At 56.1% G+C, this 15,766-nt stretch carries 16 protein-coding genes and 1 pseudogene; 7 read left to right on the top strand and 10 right to left on the bottom strand.

What is annotated here, in order from left to right:
- Window positions 1-17: 17 nt before the first annotated feature.
- Window positions 18-713 (bottom strand): gamma-glutamylcyclotransferase, encoded by a 696-nt coding sequence (locus LDK53_RS15615; protein ID WP_045286265.1) that lies wholly within the window; start codon window positions 711-713, stop codon window positions 18-20.
- Window positions 714-890: 177 nt separating this feature from the next.
- Complete coding sequence (gene chaB, locus LDK53_RS15610; protein ID WP_094916943.1) at window positions 891-1,121, bottom strand: putative cation transport regulator ChaB; 231 nt, start codon at window positions 1,119-1,121, stop codon at window positions 891-893.
- 270 nt (window positions 1,122-1,391) lie between these two features.
- Here chaB and chaA point away from each other — a divergent pair, with 270 nt between their 5' ends.
- The gene (gene chaA / locus LDK53_RS15605; protein ID WP_225287535.1) at window positions 1,392-2,492 is read left to right on the top strand and encodes a sodium-potassium/proton antiporter ChaA; all 1,101 of its coding nucleotides are present in this window, start codon (window positions 1,392-1,394) and stop codon (window positions 2,490-2,492) included.
- A gap of 94 nt (window positions 2,493-2,586) precedes the next feature.
- On the opposite strand, the gene kdsA is transcribed toward chaA, so the two are convergent.
- From kdsA to hemA, 6 genes and pseudogenes are all read right to left on the bottom strand, one after another.
- A complete protein-coding gene (kdsA, locus tag LDK53_RS15600) occupies window positions 2,587-3,441 on the bottom strand; it encodes a 3-deoxy-8-phosphooctulonate synthase (protein ID WP_025756528.1) in 855 nt (284 codons plus the stop codon).
- Between the two features lie 36 nt (window positions 3,442-3,477).
- Window positions 3,478-4,287 carry an invasion regulator SirB1 gene (gene sirB1 / locus LDK53_RS15595; protein ID WP_013096236.1) on the bottom strand — a complete coding sequence of 270 codons (810 nt, stop codon included), beginning with the start codon at window positions 4,285-4,287 and terminating at the stop codon, window positions 3,478-3,480.
- Between the two features lie 32 nt (window positions 4,288-4,319).
- Window positions 4,320-4,412: pseudogene (locus LDK53_RS15590) on the bottom strand (siroheme synthase); the annotation flags it as partial.
- Window positions 4,413-4,420: 8 nt separating this feature from the next.
- Window positions 4,421-5,251: a peptide chain release factor N(5)-glutamine methyltransferase gene (prmC, locus tag LDK53_RS15585; RefSeq protein ID WP_225287534.1), complete on the bottom strand. Its 831-nt coding sequence runs from the start codon at window positions 5,249-5,251 to the stop codon at window positions 4,421-4,423.
- Complete coding sequence (prfA, locus tag LDK53_RS15580; protein WP_025756525.1) at window positions 5,251-6,333, bottom strand: peptide chain release factor 1; 1,083 nt, start codon at window positions 6,331-6,333, stop codon at window positions 5,251-5,253. Before prfA ends, prmC begins: the two co-directional genes overlap by 1 nt.
- A 41-nt stretch (window positions 6,334-6,374) precedes the next feature.
- A complete protein-coding gene (gene hemA, locus LDK53_RS15575) occupies window positions 6,375-7,631 on the bottom strand; it encodes a glutamyl-tRNA reductase (RefSeq protein ID WP_025756524.1) in 1,257 nt (418 codons plus the stop codon).
- A 201-nt stretch (window positions 7,632-7,832) separates the two neighbouring features.
- On the opposite strand from hemA, the gene lolB reads away from it, so the two are divergent.
- The 4 genes from lolB (at window position 7,833) to dauA (ending at window position 12,187) form a co-directional block, all read left to right on the top strand.
- A complete protein-coding gene (gene lolB / locus LDK53_RS15570; protein ID WP_047958856.1) occupies window positions 7,833-8,444 on the top strand; it encodes a lipoprotein insertase outer membrane protein LolB in 612 nt (203 codons plus the stop codon).
- Window positions 8,441-9,310 (top strand): 4-(cytidine 5'-diphospho)-2-C-methyl-D-erythritol kinase, encoded by an 870-nt coding sequence (ispE, locus tag LDK53_RS15565; RefSeq protein ID WP_225287533.1) that lies wholly within the window; start codon window positions 8,441-8,443, stop codon window positions 9,308-9,310. The genes lolB and ispE overlap by 4 nt, the downstream gene beginning before the upstream one ends.
- Before the next feature lie 125 nt (window positions 9,311-9,435).
- A complete protein-coding gene (gene prs, locus LDK53_RS15560) occupies window positions 9,436-10,383 on the top strand; it encodes a ribose-phosphate diphosphokinase (protein WP_003856663.1) in 948 nt (315 codons plus the stop codon).
- Between the two features lie 124 nt (window positions 10,384-10,507).
- A complete protein-coding gene (dauA, locus tag LDK53_RS15555) occupies window positions 10,508-12,187 on the top strand; it encodes a C4-dicarboxylic acid transporter DauA (RefSeq protein ID WP_045286259.1) in 1,680 nt (559 codons plus the stop codon).
- Here dauA and LDK53_RS15550 read toward each other — a convergent pair.
- Window positions 12,173-13,231, bottom strand: coding sequence for a MerR family transcriptional regulator (locus LDK53_RS15550; RefSeq protein ID WP_225287532.1), 1,059 nt, complete (start codon window positions 13,229-13,231; stop codon window positions 12,173-12,175). The two genes, dauA and LDK53_RS15550, sit on opposite strands and share 15 nt — an antisense overlap.
- Before the next feature lie 120 nt (window positions 13,232-13,351).
- Window positions 13,352-13,627, bottom strand: coding sequence for a stress-induced protein YchH (gene ychH, locus LDK53_RS15545; protein WP_008499505.1), 276 nt, complete (start codon window positions 13,625-13,627; stop codon window positions 13,352-13,354).
- Between the two features lie 274 nt (window positions 13,628-13,901).
- Between ychH and pth the strand changes: the two genes are divergently transcribed.
- Both pth and ychF read left to right on the top strand, forming a co-directional pair.
- Window positions 13,902-14,486: an aminoacyl-tRNA hydrolase gene (gene pth, locus LDK53_RS15540; protein ID WP_225287531.1), complete on the top strand. Its 585-nt coding sequence runs from the start codon at window positions 13,902-13,904 to the stop codon at window positions 14,484-14,486.
- Between the two features lie 126 nt (window positions 14,487-14,612).
- On the top strand, window positions 14,613-15,704 hold the full coding sequence (ychF, locus tag LDK53_RS15535; RefSeq protein WP_020690896.1) for a redox-regulated ATPase YchF: 1,092 nt from the start codon (window positions 14,613-14,615) through the stop codon (window positions 15,702-15,704).
- Window positions 15,705-15,766: the final 62 nt, after the last annotated feature.

Below are 15,766 nucleotides of genomic sequence, written 5' to 3'. Positions count from 1 at the left end.
GCAAGCCGGGCGTATTATCAGGCAAAGCCCGGTCGCAGCGTGCTGTTGACCGCGTTTCCTTCCAGCAGCGCCTTCACCTTCACCACCAGCTCATTCAGACAATCGTCCTTCATGCCGAGGCGGGTCAGTTCCTGATCGAGGGAGAAAAGATACTGCGCGTTGGTGCCCAGCGGCCCGCTGGCGGCGGCAATTAACGGCGCAATCACCTGCGTGCGGGTGTCCGCTTCGTACAGCGGATGACGCGGATCCATAATAAAGACCAGCGCATTGACGGTGCGTCCGTCGTCGAGGTCCAGCTTGCACCAGCTCGGCATATAACAGCCGGTGATCATCTCACGCTTCCAGAGCAGCGTCAGCTCCTCTTCCAGCGTGGCATCAGGAAGGCGATAGGCCACTCCCGTGGTGCGACCGCCCTCTTTCAGTGCAAGCATGCGTCCCGGCTGACACGCGCTGCCACGTCCGGCGGTTAATCGCAGGCAAAATGCGCGATGCCATCCGGGGAGCGTACCCGTCGCCGATTCGACAAATTCCAGAGCCGGGTTCCACATCAGTGAACCGTAGCCAAAAATCCATACCGGGCCATCATCCGGGCGGCAGGCAAGCGTGGCAGCGAGCGACGCCGCACGTTGTTCAGCTGACCAGAGAAGCGATTCCTCAATAGCACCAAATGCCGTCTTACAATCTGCCTTCATTAAGAAATCACGCGTTAACACTTTACACCTCCGCCACTGCATGCTTCCTTGCGACATCTGTAATTCGCCTTCCCGGCATTATGTGCTGGTCATTTTACCAGCGGTAAAATAACGATAAGCAATTAGCGGACCCGTTGCAATACAACAGCAGTTCAACCGCCTGAAAAGTCAAAATGAAGGCAGCGAATGATTTCACGGCTATTTCTTTTTATGCCATTTATCATCGTCTCCTTTCTCATAATCATGTTTGACTGCGGCCCAGGCGACTTTGTGCGCCGTCTCTTCACGGCTGGCATCATCCCGGCGATCGTCCTTATCTTTGTATTGATCCCAGGCGCTGTTAAACGCCTCTTTGTAGATCTCCTGCGCGTGATCGGGGAGTACGTTTTGTACGTTATCCGGTAATTCGCGTTTCGTTTTATAGGGCATCACTAACCTCTCTTTTGCTTAAAGAGATAAGTGTGGACGACGATACGCCATGGTGCCAGTCAGGAATAATTTATGCGTAAATTATAATGATAATCTACTGTTATTTAAGGCATATAAAATAAAGATAACGCATTATGCGCATCATGATGCAATATCATCACAAAGGGTAAATTTGAGTAAAAAATAAAGGGTATTTAACAGAGAACTGTTAATGTAACGGCCTCAAAAATCTATCTATAATGACAAGCACCTGCATTGATGGAGAAGCACATGACAGCAGCACACGAGGCGGTGAAGACCCGCCACAAGGAGACGTCACTCATTTTCCCGGTTCTGGCACTGGCTGTGCTGCTCTTCTGGGGAAGCAGTCAGTCACTGCCAGTGGTGGTTGGTATCAATATTCTGGCCCTGGTCGGTATCTTAACCAGCGCATTTAGCGTCGTTCGCCATGCGGACGTATTAGCCCACCGTCTGGGTGAGCCTTACGGATCGTTAATTCTCAGCCTTTCCGTTGTTATTCTTGAAGTCAGTCTGATTTCCGCACTCATGGCGACCGGTGACGCCGCGCCGACGCTGATGCGCGACACGCTCTATTCGATCATCATGATTGTCACGGGTGGTCTGGTGGGCTTCTCTCTGTTACTGGGCGGAGGCAAATTCGCGACCCAGTATATGAACCTGTTCGGCATTAAACAGTATCTGATTGCGCTCTTCCCGCTGGCGATTATTGTGCTGGTCTTCCCGATGGCGCTGCCGGGCGCCAATTTTTCTACCGGTCAGGCGTTGTTGGTCGCGCTCATTTCCGCAGCCATGTACGGCGTGTTTCTGCTGATTCAGACCAAAACGCACCAGAGCCTGTTTGTGTATGAGCATGAAGATGACAGCGACGACGATGACCCGCACCACGGCAAGCCGTCGGCCCACAGCAGCGCGTGGCATACGGTTTGGCTGATCGTACATCTGATTGCGGTGATTGCCGTCACCAAGATGAATGCCAACCCGCTGGAGACACTGCTGACTGAGCTGAACGCGCCAGTGGCGTTTACCGGTTTCCTGGTGGCGCTGTTGATTCTGTCCCCTGAAGGACTGGGGGCGCTGAAAGCGGTGCTGAACAATCAGGTGCAGCGCGCGATGAACCTGTTCTTCGGCTCGGTACTGGCAACCATTTCACTCACCGTACCGGTAGTGACGCTGATTGCCTTTATGACCGGCAACGAACTGCAGTTTGCGCTGGGCGCGCCGGAGATGATTGTGATGGTGGCATCATTGCTGCTGTGCCAGATTTCGTTCTCCACCGGACGCACCAATGTGCTGAACGGGGCAGCGCATATGGCTTTGTTTGTTGCGTATCTGATGACGATTTTTGCGTAAGAGTGGTCCGGTGCGGCCTGATGCCCTCACTCCAACCCTCTCCCACAGGGAGAGGGAGAAAACATAAAAAAACCCGCCGAAGCGGGTTTTTTTATTATTTGCTGGTATCCAGCTCGTCGAAGCTTTTCACCAGATCGTCAATCGCTTTGATCTGCTTCAGGAACGGCTCCAGTTTATCCAGCGGCAGCGCGGAAGGACCGTCGCATTTCGCGTTATCCGGATCCGGGTGCGCTTCAATGAACAGACCCGCCAGGCCGGTCGCCATCCCGGCACGCGCCAGCTCGGTCACCTGCGCACGACGGCCACCCGACGCCGCGCCAAACGGGTCACGGCACTGCAGCGCGTGGGTTACGTCGAAGATCACCGGCGACTGGTTAGAGACGTTCTTCATCACGCTGAAGCCCAGCATGTCCACCACCAGGTTGTCGTAGCCGAAGTTAGCGCCACGGTCGCACAGGATAACTTTGTCGTTGCCACCTTCGATAAATTTATCGACGATGTTGCCCATCTGGCCCGGGCTCACGAACTGCGGTTTTTTCACGTTAATGACCGCACCGGTTTTCGCCATCGCTTCCACCAGGTCAGTCTGGCGAGCCAGAAACGCCGGGAGCTGGATCACGTCTACCACGTCAGCCACTGGCTGCGCCTGAGAAGCTTCATGCACGTCGGTGATCACTTTCACGCCAAACGTCTGTTTCAGCTCCTGGAAAATTTTCATCCCCTCTTCCAGGCCCGGGCCACGGTAAGAGCGAATTGAGGAGCGGTTGGCTTTGTCAAAAGAGGCCTTAAACACGTACGGGATGCCCAGCTTCTGGGTCACGGTCACGTAGTGCTCGCAGATACGCATGGCGAGATCGCGGGATTCCAGCACGTTCATACCGCCAAACAGCACGAACGGCAGGTCGTTTGCCACGTTGATATCACCAATGCTAACCACTTTTTGTTTCATAGGATCGCCTTATTCAGGTGTGAATCGGAATTAAGATTAATGCAGTGTAATTTGTTTGTGCGAGATCGCGTTGATCTGCGCCCGAATCATTTCGCTGATCGGATCTTCCGGACATTGTTCGACGAAATAGCTTAAATCGTTCAGCGCCACGTGCTCGCAGTCGAGCTGGGCATAAATAAGCCCGCGGTCGCGAATTTCGTACGGATCTTCCGGATTAAACTGCAGCAACACTTCGCTGGCACGCAGGGCCAGCTCCATCTGACGCTCTTCCATCAGCGCCGATTTCAGCGTATCCAGCAGTTTACGGATAACTTCGGCGTTGTCGGCTTCGTCGAGATCTTCATTAAAGAGCTCGGCCACCGGGCTGATATTGCCTTTCAGCCAGACGTCCAGCGTATGTTCGTCCAGCGTGTCGCCGTTAAACGGATTAATCAGCCACATTTCACCGTCCAGCCACTCGGCACGCAGGATCATCTGCGTCGGGAAAATGACCGGCACCAGTGGAATATCCAGACGGTGCGCGATCCACAGCAAAATAGAGCCCAGGGCGACCGCGCTGCCCTGACGATTTTTTAACACCTGGTCCAGCCATAATGCGTCAGACAGGCGATACACGCCCCGCGTGTCGCAGAAACCCCATTCGCCGTAGAAAAGCTCAAGCAGCTTCTCCAGCTGCCAGTCCTGCGGACGCGCCTGATTGATCTCTTCGCGCGCCAGGCTGACCAGACTCTCCAGCTCATCGTAGACATACTGCGACGTAAAATCGTCGCGAATCATCTCCGAAATCAGGATCATGCCATCGCAGAGCGGCACTTTATTAAATTCGAAATCGGCTAAGGACCTCATGACTTACCCCAGTAACGACTGCGCGTACAATGACGTCCAGACGCGATAAAACCCAAAACGATGTCAATGATAACGCCAAACGGCTTTTCAGTCAGCCCTGCGCCTTTATCAGTAAATGGCAGATAGCCAGGCTTCATGCCCATTGCCCCAGCGTCAGACGCTCGTTACCGCCGTAGTCGCGGCAGGTTTCAACCGCCGTGTAGCCTGCCTGTGTAAACAGCGCCCGCACGGCGTCCCCCTGCGTCCAGCCATGCTCCACCAGCAGCCAGCCACCGGGAAGTAAATGCTGTCGTGACGTTGTCACAATGTGATCGAGATCGGCTAATCCCTCCCTGGCGGCAACCAGCGCCGACAGCGGTTCGAAGCGCACATCCCCCTGCGAGAGGTGCGGGTCATGCTCGTCGATATAGGGCGGGTTACTGACAATCATCCCGAACGTCTGCTTCTCCAGTGCGCTAAACCAGCTGCTTTGCAGGACGGTCACGTTAACCAGACCAAGACGTTCCACGTTACGCTGCGCCAGTGCCACCGCGTCGGGCATCACATCCACCGCCGTGACCGCGCAATCGGGCCGTTCGCTGGCGAGCGCCAGGGCGATGGCCCCGGTCCCCGTACCGAGATCGAGAATGCGGCAGGCCTCTGCGGGTAAACGCGCCAGCGCCTGCTCCACCAGACACTCGGTGTCAGGACGCGGGATCAGCGTCGCCGCAGAGACGAACAAGGGTAACGACCAGAACTCACGCTCTCCGACGAGATGCGCCACCGGCTCACCGGTTTTACGGCGGGCAAGCAGCGCGGCGAGCTGCGCTTCCTGTTCAGCGGTCAGTTCGGTTTCGCCGAACGCCAGCAGAAACGTACGAGCTTTGCCCGTCACGTACTCCAGCAAAATTTCGGCATCACGCTTCGGGCTTTCACTCCCGGAAAGCTCACCGGTGGCATGGCGTAACCAGTGCTGAAAATCCATTATTCCTGCTCGGACAGTGCCGCCAGCTGGTCGGCCTGGTATTCCTGGACGATAGGCTCAATCAGCATGTCCAGTTTCCCTTCCATCACCTCGTCCAGACGGTAGAGCGTCAGGTTGATGCGGTGGTCCGTCACGCGACCCTGCGGGAAGTTGTAGGTGCGGTTGCGGTCACTGCGATCGCCGCTGCCCAGCAGATTACGACGGGTTGACGCTTCCGCCTGCTGGCGTTTCGCCATTTCTGCCGCGTGAATACGCGCCCCCAGCACGGAAAGCGCTTTGGCTTTGTTTTTGTGCTGGGAACGTTCGTCCTGGCACTCCACCACAATGCCGGTTGGCAGGTGGGTAATACGGATGGCGGAGTCGGTGGTGTTAACGTGCTGACCGCCCGCCCCGGAGGAGCGGAAAGTGTCGATGCGCAGATCGGCCGGGTTGATGTCCGGCAGTTCCGCTTCCGGCAGCTCCGGCATCACCGCCACCGTACAGGCGGAGGTATGAATGCGACCCTGAGATTCGGTAGCCGGCACGCGCTGTACGCGGTGACCGCCAGATTCAAACTTGAGACGACCGTACACGCCGTCGCCGCTGATCTTGGCGATAACCTCTTTGTAGCCACCGTGTTCGCCTTCGTTGGCGCTCATGATCTCCACGCGCCAGCGGCGTGACTCGGCGTAGCGGCTGTACATGCGGAACAGGTCCCCGGCAAACAGGGCCGCTTCGTCACCGCCGGTACCGGCGCGGACTTCCACAAAGGCGTTACGCTCATCGTCCGGATCTTTCGGCAGCAGAAGCACCTGAAGCTGCTGCTCCATCTCTTCAGAACGCGCTTTCGCATCCTGCAACTCTTCCTGCGCCATCTCGCGCATTTCAGGATCGTCGAGCATCATCTGCGCGGTTTCGATATCTTCCTGAACCTGTCGCCAGTCGGTATAGCATTTAGAAACATCACTTAACTGCGCGTATTCACGTGAGAGCGCGCGAAAACGTTCCTGGTCCGCAATGGTCCCGGCATCGCCGAGCAGCGCCTGGACTTCTTCATGGCGCTCGTGCAGAGCTTCCAGTTTAGCGACGATAGAAGGCTTCATAGGCGTAAGTGCACCTTGTCTTAGAAAATGGGTATAGGGCGCTATTCCAGCCCGAGGCTGTTGCGCAGAATAGTCAGGCGTTCATCATCCCCGTCACGGGCAGCCTGCTGAAGAGATTTGGTTGGTGCATGGATCAGGCGGTTGGTCAGTTTCCATGCCAGATCCTGCATAATCGCGTGTGCGTCGCCGCCCTGGTCAAGGGCCGCTAACGCTTTTGCAGTCAGGTCATCACGCACCTGTTCCGCCTGTCCGCGGTACTCGCGGATGGTCTCGCTGACGCTTTGCGCGCGCAGCCAGGCCATAAACTCACTGGTTTCCTGCTCGACAATGGTTTCCGCCTGCACCGCCGCCGCTTTACGCTGAGCGAGGTTATGCGAAATGATGCTTTGCAGGTCATCCACGCTGTAAAGGTAGGCGTTAGCCAGCTTGCCAACTTCTGGCTCTACATCGCGCGGAACGGCGATGTCCACCAGCAGCATCGGCTGATTACGACGGGATTTGAGCGCGCGCTCCACCATCCCTTTACCGATGATCGGCAGCGGGCTGGCGGTCGAGCTGATAATAATATCCGCCTCTTTCAGGCGTTCATCGATGTCGCTCAGGGCAACCACCTCTGCCCCCACTTCATCCGCCAGCACCTGCGCGCGTTCGCGGGTGCGGTTAGCGATAATCATCTTTTTCACTTTATGCTCGCGCAGATGGCGCGCCACAAGTTCGATGGTTTCGCCCGCGCCCACCAGCATCACGGTGACGGTTGACAGGGATTCAAAGATTTGGCGTGCAAGGGTGCAGGCCGCGAAAGCAACAGAAACCGCACTGGCACCAATGTCGGTTTCGGTTCGCACACGCTTTGCCACGGAGAATGACTTCTGGAACATGCGCTCCAGCTCGCTGGCCTTCAGATGCCCTTTTTGCGAATCCGCAAAGGCTTTTTTCACCTGACCCAGAATTTGCGGCTCGCCCAGCACCAGCGAATCCAGCCCGCTGGCGACGCGCATCAGATGGCTGACGGCATCGTTATCCTGATGCCAGTACAGGCTGTTGCGCAGCTCGTCTTCATTGAGGTTGTGGTAGTCGCATAACCAGCGGATCAGCGCTTCGTGCAGGTTATCCTGCTCTTCCACGCTTAAATAGAGCTCGGTACGGTTGCACGTCGAGAGCACCACGCCACCCTGCACCATCGGCTGGGCAAGCAGGCTGTCCAGCGCCAGGTCAAGCGTATCCGGCGAAAACGTAACGCGTTCTCGCAGCGAAACCGGGGCTGTTTTGTGGTTGATACCGAGTGCTAATAGGGTCATGTTGAGCGGGAGTAGTACCAGCGTTAATAAGGTTAGCAGAACGCATCATACAGGATGCGCGAGATCAATAAAAGGGACTGCCCCCTTTCGGAGTAATAGGTTACACAACGCTTTGAGATAATTTGAACGTAGACGGTGGGGACCATCAACGCTAGCATTAACAGTTATAACTGCAACGTATCTCAAGGATTTGTCCTCATTATGACCCGACTGATTCGCCTGCTGCCGCTGGCGGCACTGGTTCTGACCGCATGTACCGTCACCCAACCAAAAGGCCCGGGCAAAAGCCCTGATTCACCGCAGTGGCGTCAGCACCAGCAGGATGTCCGTAATTTGAGCCAGTACCAGACCCGCGGCGCCTTCGCTTATCTCTCTGACGAACAAAAAGTTTATGCGCGCTTCTTCTGGCAGCAGACCGGCCAGGACAACTATCGCCTTCTGCTGCTGAACCCGCTGGGCAGTACCGAACTGGAGCTTATCGCCAAACCGGGCGAAGCGCAGATCACCGATAACAAAGGCCAGCACTACACCGCGACCGATGCCGAAGAGATGATTGGCAAGCTGACGGGAATGCCTATTCCGCTCAACAGCCTGCGCCAGTGGATCCTTGGCCTGCCGGGTGAGGCGACCGACTACACGCTTGACGATCAATACCGTCTGAGCCAGGTCAATTACACCCAGAACGGCAAAACCTGGAAAGTGGTGTACAACGACTATGACAGTAAGAGTAAACCGGCGCTGCCATCCAACATGGAGCTGACTCAGGGCAGCCAGCGCATCAAGCTGAAGATGGATAACTGGATCGTTAAATGATGACCCACTGGCCCTCTCCGGCAAAACTGAACCTGTTTTTATACATTACCGGCCAGCGCGCTGACGGGTATCACACCCTGCAGACGCTGTTTCAGTTCATTGACTATGGCGACACGATCTCCATTGAACTGCGCCAGGACGGACAAATTTGCCTCCTGACGCCGGTCGACGGCGTGGCACATGAGGACAACCTGATTGTGCGCGCTGCGCGTCTGCTGATGAACGCCGCGGCGCAATCCGGTCGCCTGCCGGCGGGTAGCGGTGCGGACATCCGTATCGAGAAGCGTCTGCCAATGGGCGGCGGGCTGGGCGGAGGCTCCTCTAACGCTGCCACCATGCTGGTTGCGCTGAACCATCTCTGGGGTTGCGGGCTGTCGCAGGACGAACTGGCGGCCTTAGGTTTGACGCTGGGCGCAGATGTCCCGGTGTTTGTGCGCGGGCATGCGGCGTTTGCCGAGGGCGTGGGTGAGATCCTCTCTCCGGTTGAACCGCCGGAAAAATGGTACCTGGTTGCCCACCCTGGGGTGAGCATTCCGACCCCGGTCATATTTAAAGATCCTGACCTGAAAAGAAATACCCCGGTGCGGTCAATAGAAACGTTATTAAATTGTGAATTCAGCAACGATTGCGAGGATATCGCAAGAAAACGTTTTCGCGAGGTTGATGCGGTGCTTTCCTGGCTGTTAGAATACGCGCCGTCGCGCCTGACTGGTACAGGGGCCTGTGTCTTTGCTGAATTTGACACCGAATCCGCCGCTCGTCAGGTGCTTGAGCAAGCGCCGGTTTGGCTGCATGGTTTTGTAGCGCGCGGGATGAACACCTCCCCCCTACAGCACGCCATTCTGGCGCAGACTGAGTTTCGGTGACAACGTCACCCTGTTCCAGACGTTGCATCGCGCTCTTTAATACACCGCCTGGATAGCCTTTGCCTGGCCCGCACAGTTTACGGCGAACGCTATCCACCACTGGACGCATGCCTGAGGTTCTTCTCGTGCCTGATATGAAGCTTTTTGCTGGTAACGCCACCCCGGAACTAGCACAACGTATTGCCAACCGCCTGTACACTTCCCTCGGCGACGCCGCCGTAGGTCGCTTTAGCGACGGCGAAGTCAGCGTACAAATCAACGAAAATGTACGCGGTGGTGATATTTTCATCATCCAGTCCACCTGTGCTCCAACAAACGACAACCTGATGGAACTGGTTGTTATGGTCGACGCCCTGCGTCGTGCTTCAGCAGGCCGTATCACTGCTGTAATCCCTTACTTCGGCTATGCCCGTCAGGACCGTCGCGTTCGTTCTGCGCGTGTGCCAATCACCGCTAAAGTTGTCGCTGACTTCCTGTCCAGCGTCGGCGTTGACCGCGTACTGACCGTTGACCTGCACGCAGAGCAGATCCAGGGCTTCTTCGACGTCCCGGTTGATAACGTATTCGGCAGCCCAATTCTGCTGGAAGACATGCTGCAGCTGAACCTGGACAACCCAATCGTGGTTTCTCCGGACATCGGCGGCGTGGTACGCGCTCGTGCTATCGCTAAGCTGCTGAACGATACCGACATGGCGATCATCGACAAACGCCGTCCGCGCGCTAACGTTTCTCAGGTGATGCACATCATCGGTGACGTGGCTGGCCGTGACTGCGTACTGGTTGACGACATGATCGATACCGGCGGTACGCTGTGTAAAGCTGCTGAAGCGCTGAAAGAGCGTGGTGCCAAGCGCGTGTTCGCTTACGCGACCCACCCGATCTTCTCCGGCAATGCGGTGAACAACCTGCGCAACTCCGTTATTGACGAAGTGGTGGTATGCGATACCATCCCACTGAGCGACGAGATCAAGGCACTGCCAAACGTGCGTACCCTGACCCTGTCCGGGATGCTGGCCGAAGCGATTCGTCGTATCAGCAACGAAGAATCCATCTCTGCAATGTTCGAACACTAATCGGACACGGCCAAAAAACCCGCTGCGGCGGGTTTTTTTGTCTCTGGGTTTTATTTGTATGATTAATGCCTCCTTCACCTGCCATTAACATGACAGATGATGCGCATACGGATGATAGATAATTGTGAAAAACGTAACTTCCTCACATGTTCTGCCCTTTCGCGCCCTCATCGACGCCTGCTGGAAAGAGAAGTACACCTCATCACGTTTTGTGCGTGACCTGATTGCCGGGATCACCGTCGGCATTATCGCCATCCCGCTGGCGATGGCGCTGGCGATTGGTAGCGGCGTTGCGCCGCAGTACGGTCTGTACACCTCAGCCGTTGCCGGGATCGTCATTGCTCTGACCGGCGGTTCACGTTTCAGCGTTTCCGGCCCGACTGCCGCTTTTGTGGTGATCCTCTACCCCGTTTCACAGCAGTTTGGTCTGGCAGGCCTGCTTGTCGCCACCCTGATGTCCGGGCTCTTTTTAATTCTGTTTGGCCTGGCCCGCTTTGGCCGCCTGATAGAGTACATTCCCCTTTCCGTTACGCTGGGGTTCACCTCCGGGATCGGTATCACCATCGGAACGATGCAAATCAAGGATTTCCTGGGCCTGCAGATGGCTCACGTTCCTGAACACTACCTGCAAAAAGTGGGGGCGCTGTTTATGGCGCTGCCAACTGCCAACCTGGGCGACGCCGCCATCGGGATTGTGACGCTGGGGACGCTGATCGTCTGGCCTCGTCTGGGTATTCGTCTGCCGGGCCATCTGCCCGCGCTGCTGCTGGGCTGCGCGGTAATGGCTGTCGTGAATATGTTCGGCGGCCATGTCGCCACCATTGGCTCGCAGTTCCACTATGTTCTGGCGGACGGTTCACAGGGTAGCGGCATACCGCAACTGTTACCGCAGCTGGTGCTGCCGTGGGATATGCCCGGCTCCAGCTTTACCTTAAGCTGGGATTCCCTGCGCGCGCTGCTTCCTGCGGCCTTCTCCATGGCAATGCTCGGGGCGATTGAATCTCTGCTCTGCGCCGTTGTGCTCGACGGCATGACCGGCACCAAGCACAAAGCCAACAGCGAGCTGGTCGGCCAGGGGTTAGGCAACCTCATCGCACCGTTCTTTGGCGGCATTACGGCCACGGCGGCCATCGCCCGTTCTGCGGCCAACGTGCGCGCCGGGGCCACCTCGCCGGTTTCAGCGGTAATCCACTCTGTGCTGGTGATCTTAGCCCTGCTGATCCTCGCTCCGCTGCTCTCCTGGCTGCCGCTTTCCGCAATGGCCGCCCTGCTGCTGATGGTGGCCTGGAACATGAGTGAGGCGCATAAGGTGGTAAACCTGCTGCGCCGCGCCCCGAAAGACGACATCATCGTCATGCTGATCTGCATGTCGCTGACCGTGCTGTTCGATATGGTCATTGCCATCAGCGTCGGGATCGTGCTCGCTTCCCTGCTGTTTATGCGCCGTATTGCGCAGATGACGCGCCTCTCCCCGGTTAACGTGGAGGTGCCAGATGATGTGCTGGTTCTGCGCGTGATTGGGCCGTTGTTCTTCGCCGCGGCAGAAGGTCTGTTCAGCGATCTGGAGTCCCGCATTGCGGGCAAGCGGATAGTGGTCCTGAAATGGGATGCCGTGCCGGTGCTGGATGCGGGCGGGCTGGACGCCTTCCAGCGTTTTGTGAAACGTCTGCCGGAAGGCTGTGAACTGCGGGTAAGTAATCTTGAGTTCCAGCCTCTGCGCACCATGGCGCGGGCGGGGGTACAGCCGATCCCTGGCCGCCTTGCCTTCTACCCTAATCGTGATGCCGCGTTAGCGGATCTGTGAGCCCCCTGATGCAGAGAAGCGTCTCTGCATCATCACCCCAATCGCCTGCTGGAGCCATTCAAGCACGGCAGGCGTCATCCATGTTCCCTTCATCAGATGCGGCTCCTGCTGCATGGCCACGCGAAACTTTTGCTGCGTCTCCGGGTTCGTGCCCGCGTACGACTGGAACAGCGCCAGCCAGTTTTCGGCAAGCTTTTGCGCATCGTCAGAGGCGGGGTCGAGGTTTTCCTGCTGCGCCTGATGCAGTTTCGCCACCAGCGGCGGCCACTCCATCATGCGGTCAAAGTAATGTGCCCGGGTAAACGCCATCTCTTCGGCAGAGAGATAGTTCTCCCAGATAATGAGCTTCGACTCGGCAAACGCCCGCGTAATATAGTCGGTCATCTCCGGCGTGATGCCGGTTTGCGCCTGCATCTGCGGCTCCGCGCTGTGCATTTCGTTCAGCCGGGTCAGAAACTCCGGCTTCCCTGCCGTGTCCTGCTCCAGGCGTTCCATCCAGCGCGTGGCCAGATCCATCGCCCGCGGGTCTGTAACGGGTACGTGCTGTTCCAGCAGGGTATTGATCTCTGCAACCAGCCCCGACCAGATAGCCGCCAGCGCATCCTTCTGCAGCGCAAACGGCAGCTGCTGTAACTCTTCTTTCGTAAACCAGCGATCGTACATATTCATTAACTCCAGAGTCTGTAGCCAGGATTCCAGATCGGGCGTCTCATCGGCGGTAAGCCCGGTACGCAAATCCACCAGCCTGTCACGCAGCGTGTGTATGCTGCGCAACTGCTTATCCAGCAGGCTGATTTGCGCATCGAGGAGTTCCGTTAACGACAGCGACTTTTGTTCCAGAAAATCCCTGATTTCAGCAAGTTCCAGCCCCGCTTTTGCCAGCGCCTGAATCATGTGCAGACGCTGGACATCCGCCAGGTTATAAAGCCGGTAACCTGCCGCGCTTCTGGCAGAAGGCAGCAACACCCCTGTTTGCTCATAGTGATGCAATGTTCGCACGGTGATGCCGGCCCGCTTCGCCAGCTCACCCACCTGAATCAACATAACTGCTCCTTTTCTTTGCCAGTGCCGCCACTCTGGTGCCTTACGTTACGTGAGGGTCAACCCTTGATGCAAAAAAAAAGACTCCCTGGGGAGTCGTTTCGATATTCTTTCGTCCTGGTGCTAGCTGTGCTTATGCTGGTCGCGACGGCAGCGTTTATCGTAATGGCGCACCCACCAGTATTTATCGCACACTTCCTCATGGCCGCTCACGCGTGCCCCGGCGAGCCACAATACCGCACCGAGGAAGATGCTCAGAACCGCGCCATGCGCGAAGTATTGCGGGAGATCAAGCTGCGGCAGCTGGTTTAATATTGAATAACCTACGCCGACAACCATCACAAACAGCCCCAAACCCATCAGCACGTTACCGAGTAGCGAAGCATTTTTGCGTTTCATATGTCACCTCCGGAACTTTGGGTTGTCAGGGGAAAAGCCCCTAATCCTTGTGTGTAAAGTATAGACAACGCCCCTTTTATGAGTTGCGTGAATGATCACAATTACAGATAACTCCCAAACAAAAGTTTACAAATAAGGCTTTGAACAGCTTGAATTTCTAATTGTTCAAATAAGAAATTATTCGTATTTCGCTGAGACGATCGCAGAATTTTGTCAAGCGGCGCGCCAGACAGTAAACTACGCGCCAGATCTGGAACCCATTAGGAATTAAATCGTGACGATTAAACTGATTGTCGGCCTCGCCAACCCCGGCGCAGAGTATGCGGCCACCCGCCACAATGCCGGAGCATGGTATGTCGATATGCTGGCCGAGCGGTTACGTGCTCCCCTGCGTGAAGAACCTAAATTCTTCGGGTATACCTCACGTATCAACCTCGCAGGCGCGGATGTTCGCTTACTGGTGCCCACCACCTTTATGAACCTGAGCGGTAAAGCGGTGGCGGCGATGGCAACGTTTTATCGTATTAATCCGGATGAGATTCTGGTGGCCCACGATGAGCTGGACCTTCCGCCAGGCGTAGCGAAATTCAAGCTGGGCGGCGGGCACGGCGGTCATAACGGTCTAAAAGACATCATCAGCAAGCTGGGCAATAACCCGAATTTCCACCGTTTACGCGTGGGAATCGGCCATCCGGGCGATAAAAACAAAGTTGTCGGTTTTGTGCTAGGTAAGCCCCCGGTTTCAGAGCAGAAACTGATAGACGAGGCGGTAGACGAAGCGGCGCGCTGCACCGAAATCTGGCTGAAAGATGGCTTAACCAAAGCGACAAACCGCTTACACGCTTTTAAAGCGCAATAATCCATCCAGTACGGCTTTTTTACCGCGCGTGATGCGGGTTACGTGTATAATAGGCGTAGTTATTTACTTTTCATCAATCGGTTATCGTTAACGGATTGATTATCAAGATATTAAGGTGATTTAGAAATGGGATTCAAATGCGGTATCGTCGGTCTGCCAAACGTGGGCAAATCCACCCTGTTTAACGCGCTTACCAAAGCGGGTATCGAAGCGGCGAACTTCCCGTTCTGTACCATCGAACCTAACACTGGCGTGGTGCCAATGCCTGACCCGCGCCTGGACCAGCTCGCGGAAATCGTGAAGCCGCAGCGTATTCTGCCGACCACCATGGAGTTCGTGGACATCGCGGGCCTGGTAAAAGGCGCATCCAAAGGTGAAGGTCTGGGCAACCAGTTCCTGACCAACATCCGTGAAACCGAAGCGATCGGCCACGTTGTGCGCTGCTTCGAGAACGACAACATCATTCACGTTGCGGGTAAAGTAAACCCGGCTGAAGATATTGATGTCATCAACACCGAGCTGGCGCTGTCGGATCTTGATACCTGCGAGCGTGCGATCCACCGTATCTCCAAGAAAGCCAAAGGTGGCGATAAAGATGCCAAAGCCGAGTTGGCGGTGCTGGAAAAATGTCTTCCACAGCTGGAAAACGCGGGCATGCTGCGTTCTCTGGATCTGAGCAAAGACGAGAAAGAGCTTATCCGTTACCTGAGCTTCCTGACGCTGAAGCCAACCATGTACATTGCCAATGTGAACGAAGACGGTTTTGAAAATAACCCGTACCTCGATCAGGTGCGTGCTATCGCCGAGAAAGAAGGTTCTGTCGTGGTTCCGGTTTGTGCCGCGGTAGAAGCCGATATCGCCGAACTGGATGACGAAGAGCGTGACGAGTTTATGGCAGAACTGGGCCTGGAAGAGCCTGGGCTGAATCGCGTTATCCGTGCTGGTTATGCCCTGCTCAACCTGCAGACCTACTTCACCGCTGGCGTGAAAGAAGTGCGTGCCTGGACCATCCCTGTGGGTGCGACTGCGCCTCAGGCTGCGGGTAAAATCCACACCGACTTCGAGAAAGGCTTTATTCGTGCGCAGACTATCGCGTTTGAAGATTTCATCACCTACAAGGGTGAGCAAGGCGCGAAAGAAGCCGGCAAGATGCGTGCGGAAGGGAAAGAATACATCGTTAAAGATGGCGATGTGATGAACTTCCTGTTCAACGTCTGAGTCGTCTTGAATGAAAAAAAACCACGCCCTGGCGTGGTTTTTTTATTGCGGGGTCAAAACAC

It is taken from the genome of Enterobacter sp. K16B, assembly GCF_020216105.1.
GTDB classification, from domain to species: Bacteria; Pseudomonadota; Gammaproteobacteria; order Enterobacterales; family Enterobacteriaceae; genus Enterobacter; species Enterobacter sichuanensis.
Note: the sequence above shows the minus strand (reverse complement) of the source record. Positions and strands in the feature narration are given on the sequence as shown.